The organism is Bradyrhizobium sp. Leo114 (genome assembly GCF_055229415.2).
In genome coordinates this window covers 1-253 of record NZ_JBUYEN020000283.1, presented here as the reverse complement: position 1 = coordinate 253, position 253 = coordinate 1, and the positions used below count along the sequence as shown (strand labels likewise).

Here is a 253-nt window from a genome sequence, read left to right as displayed (position 1 = left end):
TTTTGAGCCAGCGCTCATTCTTCTTGTGCGTGTTGAGGTTGTCCAGGATGACGTGAAGTTCGCGGTCCGGAAAGCTGGCAACCAGCCGGTTCATGAAGCCGAGGAACTCCATGCGGCGGCGGCGCTTTGAATGCTCCGCGATGACCGTTCCGGTGGCAACCTGGAGCGCGGCGAACAGCGTCGTCGTGCCATGCCGCTTGTAATCATGGCTTTGGCCAGTCAAAGCCCGTCCGTTGGGCAGCTTCAGATAGCT

Annotated in this window: 1 protein-coding gene; it reads right to left on the bottom strand. The window is 59.3% G+C overall.

All coding sequences use genetic code 11. The features are described 5' to 3' along the window. The coding region (locus ACZIRK_RS45755) for a transposase (protein WP_474419917.1) at positions 1–253 on the bottom strand (253 nt) is incomplete at both ends.